Below are 18137 nucleotides of genomic sequence, written 5' to 3'. Positions count from 1 at the left end.
TCTGAAAATTTCATAAGATCAAACTATTTTGAAATTGAAGTTTAAATTAAATTATCTTCCCTCAATAACTTAAACAATGTTGGTTCAAAATTAAACTGTTTAATTAAATCTTTAACCTCATCTAAAGCTTTGTTTCTCTTCTCCTCAGAAACATTCCCTTTCACTGACCTAATGAGTATATTTTTAGGTGAATGAGCTATGTCTATGAACTCCAAAAGCTGAGTTTTGTAACCCAAGCATTCTAATAAATTAGCTCTAAGTGCATCAGTCATAAGTGCCGCTACTCTTTCCTGTATTATGCCGTACCTTGTAAGTATGGATAGGTTTTCTGCTTTCATCTGACTGTTAAGCTCATGCTGGCAGCAAGGAACAGAGAAAATCATTTTAGTGTTCCATTTTATAGCATTGTACAAAGCATAATCCGTTGCTGTATCACAGGCATGTAGTGTAATTACCATATCAACCTTATTATTATACTTAAATCCATTTATGTCCCCAATTTCAAAGTGTAAATTTTCATAGTTATATTTTTTAGCTATTTCATTACACTTTTTAATAACATCCTCTTTAAGATCTAATCCTATGATATTCACATTTATTTTCTTAATCTCAACAAAATAGTAGTATAATATAAAAGTTAAATAGGATTTTCCACATCCAAAGTCCAATATTGTAAGCTCTTTAAAATCACTTTTCTTAATTTCATCATCAATAATTTCTATAAATCTGTTTATTTGCTTATACTTATCATATTTTGAATTAACAATTTTACCTTCCTTTGTGAAAATTCCTAAATCAATAAAAGGTTCTATAAGCATCCCTTCTTTTAGAATATAATTTTTCTCATTGTTATGACTTTTATTTACTACTTTTGTATTTTCACTTTTCTTTTTACCTAAGAATACCTTACCTTTCTTAGATATTTTCAAATCAAAGATATGCATACTGGACCAGGCAGAAAGCTGCCTATAGTTATCCTGCAAATACTCTATTAGTTTTTCTTCTAACATATCCATTTCAATGTTTTCATGAAAAACCTGCTTATCAGTGAATTTTTCTATTTGATAATATTGTTTTCCCTTATTTTCTTTTAAAACAAAGGTTATCTTATTATATTTAACATCTTTATTAATTTTATTGCTAATAACTATCTTTACAATTTCTTCTTCTATCATTTCGTTAATTGCTTTTTTTAATCCATCCATATCCTATCTTTCACTCACTTTGTTATCTATTTTTGTATCAAAACTTTTATATTCTAATGTTGAGCTTATTTTTCTCATAACACTTTCATATTTCCTTACTATCTTCACTTTATTTCTACAGTAACCTTCTTCATTTTTTGAGGTGTTGAAGGCTTATCACTTTCATCTCTTTTTACATTAACTATTTTATCAACTTCCTCCATACCCTGGGTAACTTTTCCAAAAGCTGCATAATCTCCATCAAGGTGAGATGCATCTTTTACCATAATAAAAAACTGAGAACTTGCTGAATTTGGGTCCTGAGACCTTGCCATAGAAAGAACTCCTCTAGTATGTTTTAGATCATTGTTAAAGCCATTACTTTTAAATTCTCCAGGAATATTAACTTTTGATCCGCCAGTTCCATTTCCTAATGGGTCTCCTCCCTGTATCATAAATCCAGGAATAACTCTGTGAAATATTAACCCATTATAAAAATTTTTTTGTATTAAATCTACAAAGTTATCTACAGTTCTAGGTGCAATATCGGGATATAACTCTGCCTTAATTACTGCTCCATCTTCCATTTCAATGGTAACAACAGGCTTTTTGCCTGTGTATTTGCTCTTGTAGTTAGAGCTTATGGTACTATTTGAGTTAGTATTATCTTTTTGTTTGGCTGAATCTGTACTAGGAGTTTTTGAACATCCAAATACTGATAATGCTAGTGTAACCACAGCAAGAAACATTAAACTTTTCTTTATGTTACTGATTTTCATGCCTTTTTCCTCCTTAAAGTATAAATTATTTTAATTGAGCCTATAAGCATTTTACTAAAATATGTATTCAGTTTCAAGCTGCTCTTATTTCAAGATAAAAATAAGTAACCTAAAAAAAAATTAATGAGATAAGGTAACCTACCCTATCTCGTTATCAATTTTATTTCCAGCTTATATCCGCTTCTTTTCTTGGTACAGTTCTAAAATATTTTACATCTGGATAACCTATTATCATACAAGTTACAATTTTCTTACCTTCTTTAACCCCAAGGAAATTCATCATTTTTTCATTATCCTGTGCTGCTCTTACCAAAAATCCGCTAAAAAAGGTTCCAAGCCCTAAAGCATCAGCCATAAGCTCCATATTTGAAGAGGCTAATGCACCATTAACTTCTGAATTAGCTGTAACTATTATTACCGCTGGAGCATTAAAGAATAATCTATCATTTGCCTCAGGATTTGTTTTAAAATCTTCGTACATTTTTATCCACATTTCTGCATATCTCTTAAATACCGTAGTTTGTGGATTCAAATTAGCTAGTAACCCTTCTCCTATTTTTTTCAAGCTTTCTAAGGTTATCTCTTTTAGTTCTTGCATTTTTTCTCTTACCACTATAAAAGACACATCCTGCATATTGCTGGCAGTTTGAGTGTATCTACCTGCCTCTATAATTTTACGAAGCTTATCTTCTTCTACTTCTTTATTCTTAAATTGTCTTACACTTCTTCTGAATTTAATAAAGTTTAATAAGTTATCTGCGTTAACTGAAAATTCCTCTTTATTGTAGTTTTTCACAGCTTCCATGTTGTATTCATCTGTAAATACTGCGTCTTTAGGACATACAGCAATACAATGACCACATTTTATACATCTTACATTATTAATCTTAGCCTTACCGTCAACTAGTTCTATATCTTTTATAAAACAATCCTTAACACATTGTCCACAACCAATGCACTTTTCCATATTTACATTCATCATATAATACTCCACTCCTTAAAGCTTTTATATATAATACTTTGACTTATATATAAATAAAATTTATAATAAAATTGTGTCATTACATATATATTTAACGTTACATTAGGATTATACCATCAAATTGTTAATTACGTCTAATTAATATTATTCACACATACATAACCAAAAGTTATATATAATATAGTTGTATTATTTTGAAATATAAACAAAGTTCTTGGCATCAGATTGATAATTTAATTATTTTTAGCTGAAATCATATAATAAGGAGTATACAAATGAACTTACAACAATTAGAATACTTAAATAAAATAGCCGAAACTAAAAACTTTACCACCGCTGCTTCCCTAGCGTCAGTAACCCAACCTGCTTTAAGCAAAGCAATCTCTAAATTAGAAGAAGAATTAAATGTACCCTTGTTTGAAAGAAATGGCCGAAATATTAAGCTTACTTCCTTTGGAAAAGCATTTTTAAAACATACTAACATAGCTTTACTTGAAATTGAAAAAGGAATTCGTGAATTAAAAGATATGGCAAATCCTGATAAAGGAATTGTTTCTATTTCATCTACCCACTGCATTGGAACTCATTTTATGCCTTTTATCATTAGTGACTTTTTAAGGTGCTGCCCTGATACTAAATTTCAATTTAATCATGAATCTACACCTGACATCTTAAATGATTTAAAAAATGGTAAAATAGATTTAGGATTTTATGATAAAATTGATAATATTAATGCACATAGTGAAATCAAATCGGTAGCTGTAAAAAAAGAAGAATATGTTTTGATTGTTCCAAAGAATCACCCCATTTCAAACCAAACAGAAGTTTCTTTAGAAGACTTGAAAGAAGAATCTTTCATTGTATTTAATCAGGGTACCAAAGATACTATGCTTTCTTATTCCGAATTTATGGGTTATACTCCTAAAGTTTCTATTGAACCTACTGAAGTTAGCATGCTTGGAGGCTTAGTAGCTGCTGGTGCTGGCATTACTATAGTTCCTAACACTCCGCTTCTTAATACAAATACTATTTCTATTATTAAGATAAGGGAAAATATTGGCTATAGAACTATTTACATGGGCTGGCTTAAGGATTCCTATATGTCTCCTATAGCATCAAAATTTAAAGATTACGTAATATCATTGATTGATAAATAGTATTTATTCTATATTCACACTTTAAATCTTTAACCTTAAAAATTTTTATCCTTCTGAAGTTTGAAAACAGACGTCTAAAGATTTTCTATAACAAAAGCTTATATAGCTGCAATAAATTAAGAGTTAATAAACTCTTAGTTCATTAACTCTCAATTTATTATAACTTATATCTCATTGTACAAAACTACAAACAATCACGTTAAAATTCAAAATATATGACACTTCTCCTTTAACTTTAGGTATTATATTTCTCTAGTATATTCTTTTAACCATTCTTTCTCTTCTTTATCTAAGTGTGGTGCAATTTTATCATATACTGTCTTATGATATTCATTTAACCATGCTTTTTCCTGTATACTCATAATGTCAGGATTTACTGCATCTAAATCTATAGGCACATAAGTAATTGGCTCAAAGTACATAAATTGACCATATTCATTTTTCTCGCCTTTGCATGTAAGAAGTTCATTTTCAATTCTAACTCCATGAGAACCTGCAATATATATTCCTGGTTCATCAGTAATAACCATGCCTTCTTCAATTCGGTGAGTTTCATATGGACGATATTGCCATCTAAAGCCTGTTGGCGCTTCGTGAATATTCATTAAGTATCCAACACCATGACCTGTACCATGATTAAAGTTTAAATTTTTGTCCCAAAATGGAGCACGTGCAAGTATATCTAAATTCATACCATTACATCCATAAAGAAATCTTGCATGAGCAAGACGAAGATTACTTTGCAGTGTCATAGTAAAGTGATCCTTCATTATTTGTGGTACTTCTCCAAATGCAATAGTTCTTGTGATATCAGTGGAACCTTCATAGTAGCCAGCTCCTGTATCTGTCAAAAATAAAGCTCCTTCTTTAAGTTCTACATCGGTCTCAGGAGAAGAAGTGTAATGTACAATAGCAGCATGCTCACCAAATGCACATATTGGATCAAAGCTTGGACGGATAAATCCTCCTTGCTGTACACGTAATTCTTCTAATTTATTAGATGCACTGATTTCCGTAATTTTTTCTCTGCCAACATTTTGTTTTAACCAGTACATAAATTTTGTACTTGCTATTCCATCTTTAATATGAGCATTTTTAATATTTTTAATTTCTGTTGGATTTTTCATAGCTTTAAATAATACACACGGATTTTCTTTTTCTATCTTTTTAACAGCTTCAGGTATATCGTTATATAATGCATAATTCATTCTAGATGGATCTACTAGTAATACATCTGAAGTAGTGAATTTTTTAGCTTCTTCATATACATCATTATATGGATGGAAAGCTGTTACACCATTTTGGGTAAGGTTTGCTTTTATTTCATCACTTAACTTCTTTTCATTTATAAAAAGATGTACCTCATTCATTGTAACTATTACATAACTTAAAATTAGAGGAAAGAACTCGATATCATCTCCACGGATGTTTAAAATCCATGCTATATCATCTAAAGATGTAATTACATGTGCGTTTGCACCTGCAGCTTTCATTGATTCTCTAACACGTTTTAATTTAGAAGCTGTAGATTCGCCAGTATATTTTATATCAAGAGCAAATGCTGGTTTTTCAGAAAGCGTAGGACGATCTTCCCATATATCATCAATTAAATCACAATCATATTTTATAGATCCATTTTTCTTTTGAACAATTTTTTCATAGGCCTGTCCCTCCATCATAGAAACAACACGACCATCAAATCCAAGTGTTTCTCCTTCAGAAAGAGTTTTTTCTATATACTCTTCTATAGTTGGAACATCTGGTTCACCCATTTTAAATAGTTCAACAGTTGTTCCTTCCAGTTGTTTTCCTGCTTGAAGAAAATATCTTCCATCTGTCCAAAGTTCTGCACTTTCCATTGTAATAACAGCAGTTCCTGCAGAACCTGTAAAACCTGTTATGTACTTTCTAGCTTTAAAATGTTCACCTACATACTCGCTCTGATGAAAATCAGCAGTAGGTACAATATACATATTAATGTTCTTTTCTGCCATTAAAGCTCTTAATTTCGTAATTCTTTCAGATACTTTCATTATATTGATCCCCTTTCAAAATAGGCTTTTTATTTCCTATAGTTAGTATTCCTCCTGCACAATTTGTTCAATTCTGAAATCAAAATACTCTTAATGATAATTATATCATTTTTACTAAATATTTCAAATAGTCACTTTATTTTATATTTGCATGCAGTTTTCTGTATTTAATGTTTTATCTTTATAAACTCTTTTTAATATAATTCCAAAACTCTAAGGCTACCACATTTTTTGTGATAGCCCTGACTTGTTTTTAAATTTTTTAAATAGATCCATAAGTACTTTATGATTTTTCTGATGTTTTAACATTATCTAAATCTTCTGTTAGGTTATATCTAACAGGAGTATATTTACTCTCTTTACGTGGCACAAATACAGAAACAGTATATCCTATTATTTCAGAATGAGCGTTAACATCTGAATTTGTATTTCCCTTGGAATCAATATAAACAATACCATTTGTATTATATCCAAAGCTTCGTTTACCAGAATAAAGGATACCATACTGCTCTTCGGGCCAGTTCATCACTGTTTTCTTAAGTGGAATTACTTTCATTGTCTTAATTAATGGTTCTAAAAGTTTATCATCATTATAATTTGCATTTACATAACCTTTTAAATATACAGTTATATTCCCTGACTTTTTGCTATTATAGCTAATTAAATAACTCTCTAGCTTACCTTTATCATTTTTTCCATAAAGATATGTATCAAATGCTGTAATTTTTCCTTTAGAATCAAAGTTAAGACTAAAGTCATTTGCAACATATAATTTTTCAGGCATATCAACTTTTTTATTAATATCTGTAAATATCCCTTCTACACCACTCTCATATATATTATTAAGTTCAAACTTTACAGTTTTTTTATTTTTTAAGTCATTTAAAACCCATGATAGCTTTCCATTATAATTTATTGCACTATGATATATTTTTACTCCATAAAAACTTGTTATAAGAATTATAATTATTGCAACTACACAATTCCATATAGTTTTATACCTTGAATATGATTCATATCTATCTACACTCTGCTCAGGCACAAATTCTGGCTTTTTCACAATTCTAATTATGAGAATTGTAAACCAAACTAAAAAGAATGCCATACATCCCAATAATACAGTTATATTATTATTGATTCTTCCAAACTTACATAAAGTATATAATTCATAAAATGAAATATAATATACCAACATAAATATTGAGCAGGTTACCATCGATAAAATTAATCCTCGTTTTGTAATTTGCTTATATTTTCCCATTTTTCCCCCTATACTTTATCTTACGTTTACTATAATATAAGTTCCCAAAGTTAGCATTTAACCTATATATATTCTCAAATAATAAATCTTCAACACTCTTTGGACATATAGTAAATTAACATTTAAATTTGCAAATCTATAATTTACTATATTATTATATAATAAATTTTCAAATACTAATATTATAAACTAATATAATTAACAAAACAGTCAAAATTTAAAGCTGCATTGAACTACATACAAGCTAAGTTAGTTTACACTACTTATAATGCTATTGACCATAACTGATATAAATCAGCTTTTCACATATCTATTATCAATAATTTTATTAGTAGCGCCCATTCTTCAGCAAGAAATACTTTAGTTAATAACTCAACTTTCGCACATGTAATTTTGATTTACTAAAATAACTTATGACAATTTAATTATATGCGTACGCTTGAAGCTACTGGTTTGGATTTTAACTTTTATGTAATGATATATGGTAAGTGTTTCATCACATTAGCTAAATTGTTTTAGTATTATTCTTAGCTCAAAATTTTTGAAAGCCTTAGAACTTTAGTCTTGTTTGAGGGAACCGAGTTTGACAAAGTTCTTAGGCTTTCAAAAATTTCGAGCTTTAGAATAATTAAAACATTTAGCAGTGATGAAACACTTACCATATATCATGGAGTAAAAGTTAAAATCCAAACTGCCACTGCACCTTTGCGTCGCAATATTTTTAAACTTCGAAAGTTGAGTTAATAAAATATAATTTTCTATTTGTTCTAAACTCATAATTTATGTCATAGCATTATTATATAGACAAGCTTCTTAAATGAATGTGTTTTAAAATTATAGTGTTTTTCACTTTCTAGGTGGTGTATTAAAAATGATAGATAAATTGGCTTTACAGATTACTTCTCTTATTTGTACTGAAGCCTACAACAATACTAAAGACAGAGCAAGAATACAGTACGGCTTAACTGTACTTTTAAGCGAAGGATTCAAAATTGTTTTTCTATTACTGTTCTTTAATGTAATACATAAACAGAATTATTTCTATTTTTCCTTACTCATAATACTGTCCACTAGACTATTTGCTGGAGGACTACACTTAAAAGGTACCTTGAATTGTTTAATTGCAACAACTTTATTGTTTACATTAACCAGTGTACTAGCACCTTTAGCACCTAAACTGCCAGTAGCATGTTATTTGCTTATTGGCCTAATCAGTTTGGTGACAGTTTTAATAAGGGCTCCAATACGTAGCGTAGTAAGACCTATAAAAGACAACACAAAAAAGCTGCAGCATAAATTTACAGCAGCTCTACTTATAGCTATATGGACTATTATTTTATTATTTTTAGGAAATACGACCTATGTTAACTGCGGCTTCAGCACTATATTAGTACAAAGTGTACTACTTGTGCTGGTTAAAAAGCCTAAATTATAAATTTTTAAAATACAGGGAGGATATTATGAAAAAATTTTTTAACAGTTTCAAAGTAAAAACAATGTTGTGTGCACTTCCACTATTTTTAGCTTCAGTTGTAATTCCAACACAATACAACTGTTTTATTTTTATTGGAGAGCCTGAAGTTCCAGAATGTTTAAAAGAAAATTAATTGTATAATCTATGACAATTTAATACTAAAAATAGTACAATTATTTTCAAAAGATAGTTGAATTCTAGCTCCATAGGATTCAACTATTCTTTTTACATTATACAATCCATATCCACGATCTTTTCCTTTTTTAGTAGTATATCCTGCATTAAAGATCTTTCCAATATCATTAAACTCTATTCTTTCACCTGTGTTCCCAATTTTTATAATACAATTTTCTTCCAGGTAACCTATATTTAAAAACACCTTTTTTAAATCATTTTTTGAATTTAAAACAGCATCGAAAGCATTATCCAAAAGGTTGTTTAAAACCTCTGAAAGTTCATAGTTTTTAAAAGGGAGCTTACAATCTCCTTCAATAATGTATTTAAATTCAATGTTATTTTTTAAAGCCTCATTTACTTTATTGTATATAATAGCCGCTACTACTGTATTATCTATTTGTAGTATCTTTTCCATATTCTCCAAGGAAGTATCAAGAGAATCTATATATTGTACTATAGTTTCCCTTAAAATCTTTTCATCAGATACCAAAGCAAGACTATAAACAGTGTTCAAATGATTTTTAAAATCGTGCTGTCTCCTTCTTACATCTTCCAATAGCTGAGATATTACAGGGGCATATTTCTTATAATTTTCAAGTGATCTCTTTATTTCATTATTTTTCATTTGATACTCAAACAAAAACAAATTTGCCAGGATGAATACTACAGGAATCACAAGATACAAAATAATATCGTCCAAAAACTCAAACCTTTTAAAATCACATACCCACTTTGCAATAATCATATATATAACAAGATTTATAGAAAAGAAGTATATTTTAGGACTCTTCTGTCTAAAAAAAATAGTTATTTTTTCATAAGATGCATGTTTATAAATACATAAACTTAAAAGTATGCAAACAAGATTTGCAACAAGTAAATATATAAACACATCCTTCATCATAAAGAATGGAATAAACAATCTAAACATAATTATTATAAAAAGCTGCAGTATACCACAAATAACCATAATCAGGCCGAACTCTAATAAAAGATGTTTCATACTTTTTTTGAATGTCACCTTAATAGCTAGAAGCAAAAAAAGATAGTTTAAAAAAAACTGTAAAGGCATATTAATATAATTTGTAATTATAAACACTAATGAAGTAAAAAATATAATAAAAATACTTTTATACAATTTCTTCTCGCATTTTTTATTAAATACATTCCAAAGCAGCATAAAACTTCCTACTTCTAGAAATGTTAATATAAACATTTTATAATCATTCATTTACTTCTCCGCCTACAACATTATTAAACTTGTCCATTATACATTTCTTATAATTATTTCCTAGTAATGCAGTTTTTTCAGTATTATAAAAATAAATCTTGTAAGAAGTTTTATTATTAGTTTTTTCAATTTTATTGATATATTTTATATTAACCAAATAGGACCTATGGCTTTGAAGAATATTCTTATCATTTATCATTGAATTTAATTTCTTAAGGGATAAATAATCTATGGTGAAGGAACCATTTACAGTATGAATTATGGATGTTCTAATAAAGACTTCCACAAAAATTATTTCATTAACAAATATTTTTACTTCAATGTTCTTTATAGGAACAATTATAAACTTCTCCTTAATTTCCGTAACAGCAACCTGTGCTGTGCTATCTGATAGCAAAAGCTTTGTTATTCTTTGGATGTCTTCTTTATTATAAGGCTTTATTATATAATCATAACAGTGAATTTTCTTAAAAGCTGAAAGCATATACTCCCTGTAAATTGTCACAAATATTATCCATTTTAATCTATATCTTTCTATATTTCTTATTTTGAGAGCAAACTTAAGACCTGATTCATTTTTCAAATTAATATCTACATAGAAAAGATCAATCATCTTTTGCTGGGCTATTTTAAGCGCCTCTGTAGTATTGGTAGCTTCATATACTTTATACATGTCGCCTGATTGTTTTATAATCTCTGACAGGGTTTTCAACTGAATACAGTCGTCTTCTAAAATTAATATATTGTACATATATTATCATACCCCTTTGTATTGATTTGTCCTTAATTGAATATTCTATATCTCTTTGGAAATACCTTCCTTAAACTCAAACAATTATTTAACCGGATTAAATGTTTACTGGAATTAATGACAAGAATTGGAGCTTTTATGCAATGTTCAATATATTCTAAAAGAATATATGCTACAATTAAGCTATAAACATATATTATTTTCTAAAATCTATTCAAGAAGTGAACGGATTGCACCTATCCATATATTAAAAAAGGAGTGTGATCTTATGAATTTAAATTTTATTATTACTATTCTATGTATTACAATGCTGGGAGTTGTTGCTATGCTGCTTGGTTTTTGCTACAAACAGGAAATAATGAAAGCTTTGTTCCAATCAAAAACAACCTTAAAAAATGATGGATTTTCCTCTGAAATCACATTAAATCTTGATAAAAAAGAGCGCAACAAGTAGCTCTGCCAAGCTTCTTATTGCATTTAAACACAATTATTTCTAATTTCATAACCATAAGCAAATTGCACAATCCCGCAATCCGCTCACTTAACAAGTATATCACAAATTTTGGAAATAAATCAATAGATAATTAAAAATTATCTAAAATAAATTTATTGACATCTCTGCCTGCACTTAAGCTATCTATATTATAACTCAACTTTCGCACATATAATTTTGATTTAATATGAGCATAGTGCGACATAACTTTTTAGGTGGATTCCGCATTGAATATATGGTGTAAAAAAGCGTAGCTTTCATAATACTTACTATTTGATTTATATTATTTTTTATCTGTTTTTAAGTAATACTTTGAACGTAGCCTTTAAAAAAGTACATTTGTTGATTATTAACTACATTTGAAATATTAATGTATTTCCGTATTAGAGTTTTCAACAATTCAATTGAGAAATCTCTTTCAAGATGCTTTTATAAAATAGAAAATAACTGATTTTAAACTTAATATATTAATATACCTGCAGGCTTCGCCTTAATTTTTAAGTGTTATAAGGTATTGATAAATGTAATTTTGAATTACTAAAATAACTTATGACAATTTTATTATATGTGCACGCTTGAAGTTACTAGTTTGTATTTTAACTTTTACGTAGGGATATATAATAAGTGTTTCATCACATTAGCTAAATTGTTTTTTTATTATTCTTAGCGAGAATTTCATGAAAGCCTTAGAACTTTAGCCTTGTTTGAGGGAACCGAGTTTGGCAAAGTTCTTAGGTTTTCATGAATTTTGAGCTTAGAATAATTAAAAACATTTAGCAGTGATGAAACACTTATTATATATCACGTAGTAAAAGTTAAAATACAAACTACTACCGCACTTCAATATCTTAGTTGCGTCGCATTATTTTTAAACCGCGAAAGTTAATTTACAATCTACTCAACAATTTTATAATATGCTCTGGCAGTTAAAGAAAATACAATTGTATAAATTACTGCAAAAACAAGTATTGTCATTATAGTTGAAAGTATAAATAGGTGTATATTTCTCAAACCAAAAACAGCAAGCAACTTTGTAATTATTGGGAATGCGAAGGCAATATGAATTATTGTAAAAACAAGAGGCAGAAAGAATACCATTAGTACTTGCCTTCTTATGGTCTTCCTTATTTCTTTTTTATCCATTCCAACTTTCTGCATAATCTGAAAACGTTCCTTATCTTCATACCCTTCTGATATCTGCTTGTAATAAATAATAAGCACTGTTGCCATTAAAAATAATGTTCCTAAAAATATGCCTAAGAAAAACAATCCACCATATAGTGAGAGAAATGCTTCCCTGCCAGATACAGCACTTTCAGCATTAGCCTTCATTTTATTTTGCACAAATTTTTTATTTAATTTATCAGAAATTGATAGTATATCCTTATTAGTGCTATTAATATTAAAGCCAATTGTATATTCCTTGAATCCATTCTTTCCTACAGTATCTATATTATTTACAAATATTACATAGGTATCTACCATATCTGTCATAGCATTATTTAAAGCAGATACAGGTTTATCCAATCTCTGTTTAACTTTAAAGGTTTTGTTATCAATATTAATTGTATTATCAACAAAACCCTTTACTTTTGAGAAGAGAATTACTTCATCATCATGAAGAGTAATATTCTTTCCTTCTAATCTATTGTAATCTGAAATAGGAATAGCCTCTATAATGGAAACCTTTGAATTCCCAGTGTTTTTGCTTACAGATAAAAATTTACCATCTTTTTTCATAGCTTCTAAACCATTATCGAAATAATAGAGCTTATCTTTCATATCTATTTTATTACTCTTTAATTCAACATTTAAAATCTCATCCAGCCTTTGTATTTGATTTTTATTGTTTTCTCTAGCCGTTATAACTATATCTCTTGGATAGCGAAGCTTTAAAAAATCTTCTATACCAACGTATAAAGAAATTGTAGTTGAAAGCATAACAAGTACAGCAGTGCTTAAGATACAAATATTTGCAAGTCCCACTGCATTTTGCTTCATTCTGTACATCATGCCAGAAACAGATATAAAATTCCCTGTCTTATAATAAAAGTTCTTCTGTTTTCTAAGAAACTTTAATATTGCAATGCTTCCTGCTGTAAAGATTGCATAGGTTCCTATCATAACTAAGATAACTGCACCAAAAAATAAAGTCAAAGCCGCAAGTGGTGATTTAACATTTAAAGCTATTCCATATCCGCTGCAAAGAGCTGTCACCCCTATAATAGTCATAATCCATTTTGTTTTTGGCTCTTTTTCCCCTTGCTCAGACCCTTTTAAAAGTTCAATAGGTTTTAATATTTTTATTTGAAATAAATTTGATAATAAGGTTGCAAAAAAGATACTACAAAAAACGATTAAGGTTTTTATAATAGATGGCATTGAAACAGAAAATCCAAAGGACACTTTAAAATTAAGCATCTTTATAAGCAAAAGAAACATAAGCTTATTTAAAATGATTCCACCAATAAGTCCAACGATTAAACTGATAACAGAAGTAAAAATACACTCATAACATAGTATTTTTGCAATATGCTTTTTTTCAAGTCCCAGCACATTATAAAGTCCAATTTCTTTTTTACGTCTTTTAATGAGAAAACTATTTGTATAAAAAAGAAATATAGCTGAAAATATTCCTATTACTATTGTTCCTAAAAAGAGAATTGACTTTAAACTAGCAGCACCACTGACTCCATCCAGTCCTTTATTTATTGAAATTGCATACATTATATAAAACATCATAATTGTACATATACAAGTAAGTATAAACGGAAAATAAGTCTTACTATTTTTTTTGATATTTATTACTGCTAATCTGGGATAAAATAACTTACTCATTTGCTGCACCTCCAGTAGTAATCACTGTAAGTGTATTTGAAATTTTTTCAAACATCTCTTCCTTTGACATTGAACCTCTATAAAGCTGATGAAACACTTCCCCATCTTTTATAAAAAGCACCCTTCCTGCATGGCTTGCTGCCTTGGTACTGTGGGTAACCATAAAAATTGTCTGTCCCTCATTATTAATATCTGAAAATAATTTTAAAAGATGATCTGTGGATTTTGAATCAAGAGCTCCTGTTGGCTCATCTGCTAAAATAAGCTGTGGATCTGTAATTAAAGCTCTAGCAACAGCTGCTCTTTGCTTTTGTCCTCCTGATACCTCATAAGGAAACTTTTCTAGTATTTGCTCTATGCCCAACTTCTCTGCAATAGGCTTCAATCTTTTTTCCATTTCCCTATAGTTTTTTCTAGATAAAACAAGTGGTAAAAAAATATTGTCTTTTAAAGAGAAAGTATCAAGCAAATTAAAATCCTGAAATACAAAGCCTAAATTTTCTCTACGAAATGCAGTGATTTCACTTTCTTTAATTGCAACAATATTCTTACCTTGCAGCAAAACCTCTCCACTAGTTGGCTTATCTAAAGATGCTAGTATATTAAGCAATGTGGTTTTTCCTGAGCCTGACTCTCCCATAATTGCTACATATTCACCCTTTTCCACCGAAAAGGTTACATTGCTTAAAGCTTGAACCTGATTTCCTCCAAATCTTGATGAATATATTTTCTTTAAATTATTTACTTCTAATAACTTCATTTTCTTCCTCCTCTGTTCACTTTGACTATACTATAATTATAAAAAAAAGAGAAATGCTAAGCCATAACTTTAGCTTACATTTCTTCTTTTAACCTTACATCTTTGTAACATTTGATTATTCAATTATAGTTTTTACAGAAGAAACATTGATTTTTACTTTAGTTCCTACATTAATCTCAGAAGTAATGGTTATTGTATGTGAAAGCTTATCTAATATCTTTTTACAAAGATAAAGACCAATTCCTGTTGCCTTTTTATCCATACGACCATTGTATCCAGTAAAACCTCTTTCAAATACTCTTGGTAAATCCTCCTCTGCAATACCTGCTCCTGTATCCTCAATGACAATCACCTTTTGGGAAGTATCCTCCATATATATTGATATTTTCCCGCTGCTTGTATATTTTAATGCATTCCATAATATTTGTTCAATTACAAATACCAGCCACTTTTCATCTGTGAGCACAGTACAATCCATTTCTTTTAAATCAAGTGCTATATTTTTTCTAATGAATACATGTGCATACTTTCTAATAACTTGTTTTATAATTTTAAGCAAGTTATATTCTTTAAGCACCAAATCCGATGAGTTATTATCAATTTTCAAGTAACCTAGCACCATTTCAACATATTGTTCAACTTTAAAGACTTGCTCTAATAATTCCTTGCTTTGTTCAGTATACTCACTTTGCAGTATCAATCTCATTGCAGCAATTGGTGTTTTAATTTGATGTGCCCAAAGAGTGTAATAATCTATCATTTCCGTCTGCTTAATATCCATTTTAGAAATCAGATCTGTACTTTGATTGTAAAGTGCCTGCAAAATATTTTGGTAATCAGCTTCAATTAAATTATTAGCTGTCGGCAATTCATCTAACCCTATATTTATCTTTTTTTCAAGAATACACAGCTCATTATGCTTTTTATAACATTTAATAAAATCATAAGTAACAAAGATAATAGCTGTAATTGCTGATAAAAAAGAAGCATATAAAACCGGCTCAAGCTCTAAAGAATATAATGAAAATACTCCAGCAAAAATTGCAATAAAAATGCTAGCCATTATTATTGTTTTTTTATGACCTCTAATATACCATAATAGAATCTGTAAAAAAGATTTTTCCTCCATATTATTCCACCACATACCCAATGCCTTTTTTTGTCTTAACAAAATCGCAGATACCAGCATCTGAAAGCTTTTTTCTAAGACGGGTTACATTAACAGTTAAAGTATTATCATCTATGTAGCTGTCACTTTCCCAAAGCCTTGTCATAATAACATCCCTTGGAATTGCCTTGCCAACATTCTCAAGTAAAATTTGAAGTATCTTAAATTCGTTCTTTGTAAGCTCAATCTTATTATTTTCATATTCAATAGTAGCATTGTTTAAGTTTAACACTACACCATTATGCTCAATTATATCCATGGTTCCACCAAAAGAATATGTCCTTCTTATGAGTGCCTGTACCTTTGCCACAAGAATATTTAAATCAAAGGGTTTAGAAATAAAATCATCACCGCCCATATTTACAGCCATAATGATATTCATACTATCAGACATAGAAGAAATAAAAATAATAGGAACCTTTGATAATTTACGAATTTCGCTGCACCAATGATAGCCATTGAAAAATGGTAGTGATATATCCAAAAGTACAAGGTGTGGCTGAAACTTAATAAATTCTACAGTAACATCCTTAAAATTAGTTAAAAATTCAGTTTCATAATTCCAGCCACTAAGACAATTTTTCATTGATTTTGCAATGGTCATATCATCTTCAACAATTAAAATTTTATACATACCCTTCTCCCATTTTTTTTATAAATTTCTTTTTTCATTATACAATAAATTTCTATTATTTTCACATTGTTTTATTCGATTTAAATATTTCAATACTATATATCTAAAAAATTTATAATCAATTATAATTATATCCACATTGTACTATAACTACAAATAATTTAAATACTTGTCTTTTTTAACTTGACACAAATCAATAAAGATAATAAGCTAATAATGATAAAGATTACCAGTAATAAAATTCAAAATTGGAGGAATACAACATGAAACCTATAAAATTAAAATCAAGTTGGCTTAATAAATGCCTAATGAAATACTTTAGCAAAGAAGTGATTTCACAGGAGGATTTAGATAAAATTAAATATTTACATCTTAGTTCTACATATGAAGAATGCATGATTAGTTTAGACGCTCCACCAGAAAGAGTTATACATCCTAATAGTGGTGATCAATGGTGTGATTGCTGTGACTGGAATGTAGAAAATTCAAAAAAACTAGATGACTTAGTAAAAATAGACAAGTATGATTATATTTATAATATTGAGTTAATCAATGAAGAAGCAGATATTGAATATGAAACTGCTGAAAAAATAGAACAAGAAACTGCTGAATTTGAAAAATCTATAACTAATTTAGGAGAATTAATTGAAGTGGAAGATGAAGACTATATTTCTGAAGATGATGATGATGACGAATCAGAAGATAATATAATATTTAGTGAAGATCTAAAATACTTTAGAAATTTAGAGGAACTACGTTTATCGGTATGCTCAGATATATACTCTTTAGGCTTTTTAACCAATATGCCTAACCTTAGAATTTTAGAATTAAGCGAAGTTCAGCTTAAAGACAACAATGGTTTTGAAAATCTTCTAAACTTAAAACAGTTATCTATTTGGGGTGACTAAAAAGTAAACAATAACTACTAGCCAACTTTCTAATTATATTTTTCATAACAACTTTAGAAAGTTGGCATTTTATAATCCAGTCATCGAACCTATAAAAATTCTTTCATTGAAAGTTTTTCGTAACCATAAATATTCCCCTATCGTAAATTTTGCCCCCTTTCTACTTAGAATTTATATTATTAACTTCAGTTATGCAATTTTAAAATCTAAATTTCATATTGAGGATAAAACATGATTTATAGGTTATTTCATCCAAAATTAATAGAAACACTTATACAGTTTTATAAAATGGATTTTCAAAAAACTT

16 protein-coding genes are annotated in these 18137 nt (G+C 28.7%); 5 read left to right on the top strand and 11 right to left on the bottom strand.

All coding sequences use genetic code 11. The features are described from left to right. Positions 1-41: 41 nt before the first annotated feature. From HBE96_RS14675 to HBE96_RS14665, 3 genes are all read right to left on the bottom strand, one after another. On the bottom strand, positions 42-1205 hold the full coding sequence (locus tag HBE96_RS14675) for a class I SAM-dependent methyltransferase (RefSeq protein WP_169298496.1): 1164 nt from the start codon (positions 1203-1205) through the stop codon (positions 42-44). Positions 1206-1309: 104 nt separating this feature from the next. Further along, positions 1310-1771 (bottom strand): peptidylprolyl isomerase, encoded by a 462-nt coding sequence (locus tag HBE96_RS14670; RefSeq protein WP_243186954.1) that lies wholly within the window; start codon positions 1769-1771, stop codon positions 1310-1312. Positions 1772-2123: 352 nt separating this feature from the next. Beyond that, a complete protein-coding gene (locus tag HBE96_RS14665) occupies positions 2124-2945 on the bottom strand; it encodes a nitroreductase family protein (RefSeq protein WP_169298495.1) in 822 nt (273 codons plus the stop codon). 275 nt (positions 2946-3220) lie between these two features. Here HBE96_RS14665 and HBE96_RS14660 point away from each other — a divergent pair, with 275 nt between their 5' ends. Continuing rightward, positions 3221-4102 (top strand): LysR family transcriptional regulator, encoded by an 882-nt coding sequence (locus HBE96_RS14660; RefSeq protein WP_169298494.1) that lies wholly within the window; start codon positions 3221-3223, stop codon positions 4100-4102. Positions 4103-4344: 242 nt separating this feature from the next. On the opposite strand, the gene HBE96_RS14655 is transcribed toward HBE96_RS14660, so the two are convergent. Together HBE96_RS14655 and HBE96_RS14650 are read right to left on the bottom strand one after the other, a co-directional pair. After that, the gene (locus HBE96_RS14655) at positions 4345-6135 is read right to left on the bottom strand and encodes an aminopeptidase P family N-terminal domain-containing protein (protein ID WP_169298493.1); all 1791 of its coding nucleotides are present in this window, start codon (positions 6133-6135) and stop codon (positions 4345-4347) included. Between the two features lie 283 nt (positions 6136-6418). Beyond that, on the bottom strand, positions 6419-7396 hold the full coding sequence (locus tag HBE96_RS14650) for a hypothetical protein (protein ID WP_342590188.1): 978 nt from the start codon (positions 7394-7396) through the stop codon (positions 6419-6421). Between the two features lie 871 nt (positions 7397-8267). Between HBE96_RS14650 and HBE96_RS14645 the strand changes: the two genes are divergently transcribed. Together HBE96_RS14645 and HBE96_RS14640 are read left to right on the top strand one after the other, a co-directional pair. Beyond that, positions 8268-8831, top strand: a complete 564-nt coding sequence (locus HBE96_RS14645) for an accessory gene regulator B family protein (protein WP_169298492.1) — start codon at positions 8268-8270, stop codon at positions 8829-8831. A gap of 25 nt (positions 8832-8856) precedes the next feature. After that, positions 8857-9003, top strand: coding sequence for an AgrD family cyclic lactone autoinducer peptide (locus HBE96_RS14640; protein WP_169298491.1), 147 nt, complete (start codon positions 8857-8859; stop codon positions 9001-9003). 9 nt (positions 9004-9012) lie between these two features. Here HBE96_RS14640 and HBE96_RS14635 read toward each other — a convergent pair whose 3' ends face one another. Then, entirely contained in the window at positions 9013-10278 is a 1266-nt protein-coding gene (locus HBE96_RS14635) for a sensor histidine kinase (protein WP_169298490.1), read from the bottom strand. Then, positions 10271-11029, bottom strand: coding sequence for a LytR/AlgR family response regulator transcription factor (locus tag HBE96_RS14630; protein ID WP_169298489.1), 759 nt, complete (start codon positions 11027-11029; stop codon positions 10271-10273). The genes HBE96_RS14635 and HBE96_RS14630 overlap by 8 nt, the downstream gene beginning before the upstream one ends. A gap of 268 nt (positions 11030-11297) precedes the next feature. Here HBE96_RS14630 and HBE96_RS14625 point away from each other — a divergent pair, with 268 nt between their 5' ends. Then, the gene (locus tag HBE96_RS14625) at positions 11298-11483 is read left to right on the top strand and encodes a hypothetical protein (protein ID WP_169298488.1); all 186 of its coding nucleotides are present in this window, start codon (positions 11298-11300) and stop codon (positions 11481-11483) included. A 933-nt stretch (positions 11484-12416) separates the two neighbouring features. Here the strand turns inward: HBE96_RS14625 and HBE96_RS14620 are convergent. From HBE96_RS14620 to HBE96_RS14605, 4 genes are all read right to left on the bottom strand, one after another. Next, positions 12417-14360: an ABC transporter permease gene (locus HBE96_RS14620; RefSeq protein ID WP_169298487.1), complete on the bottom strand. Its 1944-nt coding sequence runs from the start codon at positions 14358-14360 to the stop codon at positions 12417-12419. Then, positions 14353-15120: an ABC transporter ATP-binding protein gene (locus HBE96_RS14615; RefSeq protein WP_169298486.1), complete on the bottom strand. Its 768-nt coding sequence runs from the start codon at positions 15118-15120 to the stop codon at positions 14353-14355. Before HBE96_RS14615 ends, HBE96_RS14620 begins: the two co-directional genes overlap by 8 nt. Positions 15121-15235: 115 nt before the next feature. Beyond that, complete coding sequence (locus HBE96_RS14610) at positions 15236-16249, bottom strand: sensor histidine kinase (RefSeq protein ID WP_169298485.1); 1014 nt, start codon at positions 16247-16249, stop codon at positions 15236-15238. A gap of 1 nt (position 16250) precedes the next feature. Then, a complete protein-coding gene (locus HBE96_RS14605) occupies positions 16251-16922 on the bottom strand; it encodes a response regulator transcription factor (protein WP_169298484.1) in 672 nt (223 codons plus the stop codon). Positions 16923-17185: 263 nt separating this feature from the next. On the opposite strand from HBE96_RS14605, the gene HBE96_RS14600 reads away from it, so the two are divergent. After that, the gene (locus HBE96_RS14600; protein WP_169298483.1) at positions 17186-17830 is read left to right on the top strand and encodes a hypothetical protein; all 645 of its coding nucleotides are present in this window, start codon (positions 17186-17188) and stop codon (positions 17828-17830) included. The last annotated feature ends 307 nt before the right edge of the window (positions 17831-18137 follow it).

The sequence above is a fragment of the Clostridium muellerianum genome (genome assembly GCF_012926525.1).
GTDB lineage: Bacteria > Bacillota > Clostridia > Clostridiales > Clostridiaceae > Clostridium_AM > Clostridium_AM muellerianum.
This window is presented reverse-complemented; position numbering and strand designations above follow the sequence as displayed.